At 36.6% G+C, this 2,850-nt stretch carries 3 protein-coding genes; all 3 read right to left on the reverse strand.

All coding sequences use genetic code 11. The annotated features are described in order from the left end of the window. Positions 1–63: 63 nt before the first annotated feature. From H5125_RS21490 to H5125_RS21500, 3 genes are read right to left on the reverse strand one after another with little or no spacing between them, the layout of a single operon-like run. Positions 64–300, reverse strand: coding sequence for an ADP-ribosylglycohydrolase family protein (locus H5125_RS21490; RefSeq protein ID WP_182745457.1), 237 nt, complete (start codon positions 298–300; stop codon positions 64–66). Positions 301–303: 3 nt separating this feature from the next. Beyond that, positions 304–1,002: a hypothetical protein gene (locus H5125_RS21495; protein WP_182745459.1), complete on the reverse strand. Its 699-nt coding sequence runs from the start codon at positions 1,000–1,002 to the stop codon at positions 304–306. Continuing rightward, complete coding sequence (locus tag H5125_RS21500) at positions 1,002–2,669, reverse strand: RHS repeat domain-containing protein (RefSeq protein WP_182745460.1); 1,668 nt, start codon at positions 2,667–2,669, stop codon at positions 1,002–1,004. Before H5125_RS21500 ends, H5125_RS21495 begins: the two co-directional genes overlap by 1 nt. Between the last annotated feature and the right edge of the window lie 181 nt (positions 2,670–2,850).

A 2,850-nucleotide genomic window follows, 5' to 3' on the forward strand; every position in this document is an offset into this window, starting at 1 on the left:
AACTTGTTTAATATAGCTTCTTTAAATTGACCGGAATGCCTTTGATAATTCACTTGCTGTAACTTACCGCTCCCTGTTTATTTGTAAATTAATTGAGGCGACAACTATCCTGACACAGGGGGTTAGTAGTAATTCAGCAATGGCAATTGTCATCTGCGTATCATCAGTATACTTTGCAGAGAAACCATAGAGATCATGCGTGCAATAAGTTGATAAGTCATTGTACATTTTTACTTTCTTTGCTGAGGAAAACTCAAAACCAGCTCCATAAGCATCTGCTATAGCGATTTCTTTCAACATCTATCATTTACCACCTTTTGCAATTATATTTGCAAACATTTCTGAAGTTGGTTTTCCAGTAAATGACTCTTCTAATTTTAACATTGCATTCAATGCTTTAGTAAAATATTCATCTTCACTATATCTTTCAACTTCTTCTTCTGATAGAAAGCACTCTTCAGGCAAAATGCCTAATTCCCAACGTGTTTTGTATAACTGCCTAAATTTACCTCGTAAAAAAGTAACTTTTTGTTCAAACTTCATTTTTTTAAAATTTAAAATTTCTTCATCAAAATATAAATTTGATTTTTCATTAGACTTATTTAATGCTTGATATCTCTCAAATAAAGGCAGAGTAATAGGTGTTTCATAACGAAAACGCTCACATTGATATACTATATTATCTTTATATATAATTTTCTCATCAATTGATTCTGCACCAGTCTCCAAATCGACCTTTATTTCTGATACTAGTAGGTAATCCTCAATATTTTCTTCCTCTATTTTCCCGTTATATGCTCTATACCGTTCTTCTTTACTAACTACTTTCAAGTTAGTTGCATTAAAAAAAAACCACTTTAAATGATTATTTACTACTTCCTGAACCAATATAAGCCCCTCACCCTCTAGTAAAAAAGCATCTATAACAACACCATCATTTGATGAAAAGTCATTTTGATTGATATTGTGTATATCTAAACTAACATTGTTTACTTCGACCATTATACAATTCCCTCGAGATGAACCAATGTTACGATCCCGTCACGGTTAGATTTAACTACTACACGATGTCCTGATTGAATTAAATGTTCAGATTTAGCTGGTGATTGTCCGATCTTATCAGCAAAATGTACATCCATTGCCAGAGGAGAAAGGTTTTTTACATTATTTGACTTAAAAACCATAACTTTACCTCCTTCGTATTCAGGGCTTAATTCTTCACTGACCGAAGCAAAAAATGTTTCGTTGATTATTGCCCCTATATGATATTTATCGTCAAACCAACTCGGTAGAGGGGCTTTACCGAGTCCTCGATAAAATGTTCCAGATTCTGAAGGTAATTTATCTAGAGCGTTATTAAGACTATTTACTAAGGTTGTTTCAGCTTTGTTGAGAGTTACACCTGCAAGCATTTTGGGTGCCAATCGGCCTTTCATAAAAAAGTTAGTGGTATAACCCATTATTAAATAAGCATCTTTTAAATTTATTCCGTACCCATTTCTACCAACATAATTTTCAATATGAGTTTTATAATCAACTCCAGTTTTGTGTTCAAGAATATCATAAAGATTCTCAATGTCATTCCTAGTTCTATTGGTTGCCATAGCCACTTCGTCCAAATACGAAATAGGTATCCCTTGATGATTTAATTCAGAGTCAACAATTCCTATACCAATTGGCGTACCATTCTCAATATGTTCAATTAATTCATCAGCCGTATAACTTGTGTTATCTAACCGAGCAATGACAAGAATTTTCTCTTTTAAGTCATCAGGAATTGTCGGATTAGCGTCTAATGCTGCTTTAACTCTTGCTTGTCCCTCTTTACACAACAACCCAAACGGATCCACCCAATTAACGGGATTAGGCGCATATTGATAATGGTTTATTCCACCCACTAATCCAATAGGGTCTTGATGGATGAATCGTGCTTGCCCAGGGCTGTAGTACCTAAAGCGGTTGTAGTGTAAACCAGATTCGTCATCAAAGTATTGCCCTTGAAAACGGATTGGGTTAGTTATCTTATCTTGCAGACCAGCATAATCAGCATTTTCAATGTCTCTATCTTTAATAGATGTGCTTTCAATTGTCTGGCCGAACACGTCTTGCTGACTGCGCCAGACAATTTGAGCGTTGTCATCAGTTAAGCAAATCGGTGTGCCTATTTGGTCTAGGTGATAATAATAAACCTGCCCTGCTTTAATGAGTGCAACGGGAGTGAAAGTATCAGGTTGATAAATATACCAGCTGTATTCACCTGAGGTGCATTCACCAATCAGCTGGTGATTATCCCAAATAAAGTCGGTGCGACCGAGTTCGGTAATTTTTGCACTGCGGCGGCCTAAGGCGTCATATTCATATTGCGTCAGCTTGCCATTAACGTTGATTTGAACCAGCTGGTTTAAACCATTAAAACTACGCTGTTGTTTATCGCCGCAGCCTATTTGGCTGATTTGGTTGCCACTGGCGTCATAGCGGTAATCAACCCCAGCCATGCTCATTAAGCGGTCGTTGTTAACCACCAAATCATTAAGGTTTTTATTGGGCTTTATTGCATCGGATGACAAAGCCGATGACGCTGGCTGTTGAATGTGTTCTGCACGCTCTAATCCTGCAGAGCCATTAACACGACCTTCAATCAAAAGCAGATGCGTTAACCAGTAACGCATCTATATTGGGGTTATTCATTTTTTAAAGAGCTGATACTGTGTTTCGCACTAAATTATTCGCTTTATTTATTCGCATCTATCTTCATCAATTGGCGATAGGACACTTCGTAAGGGGGGATTATGCGTCACAATCGATTTTTGAAAGCTCACATTTAAATCAGCTAATGACTCAATACCAAAT

The sequence above is a fragment of the Shewanella sp. SR44-4 genome, assembly GCF_014163715.1.
In the GTDB taxonomy this organism is placed as follows: domain Bacteria; phylum Pseudomonadota; class Gammaproteobacteria; order Enterobacterales; family Shewanellaceae; genus Shewanella.

What these genes read in the sequence shown, in the direction of transcription:
- H5125_RS21500 (WP_182745460.1), bottom strand. Translation starts at nt 2,669, where the DNA reads ATGCGTTACTGGTTAACGCATCTGCTTTTGATTGAAGGTCGTGTTAAT.
- H5125_RS21495 (WP_182745459.1), bottom strand. Translation starts at nt 1,002, where the DNA reads ATGGTCGAAGTAAACAATGTTAGTTTAGATATACACAATATCAATCAA.
- H5125_RS21490 (WP_182745457.1), bottom strand. Translation starts at nt 300, where the DNA reads ATGTTGAAAGAAATCGCTATAGCAGATGCTTATGGAGCTGGTTTTGAG.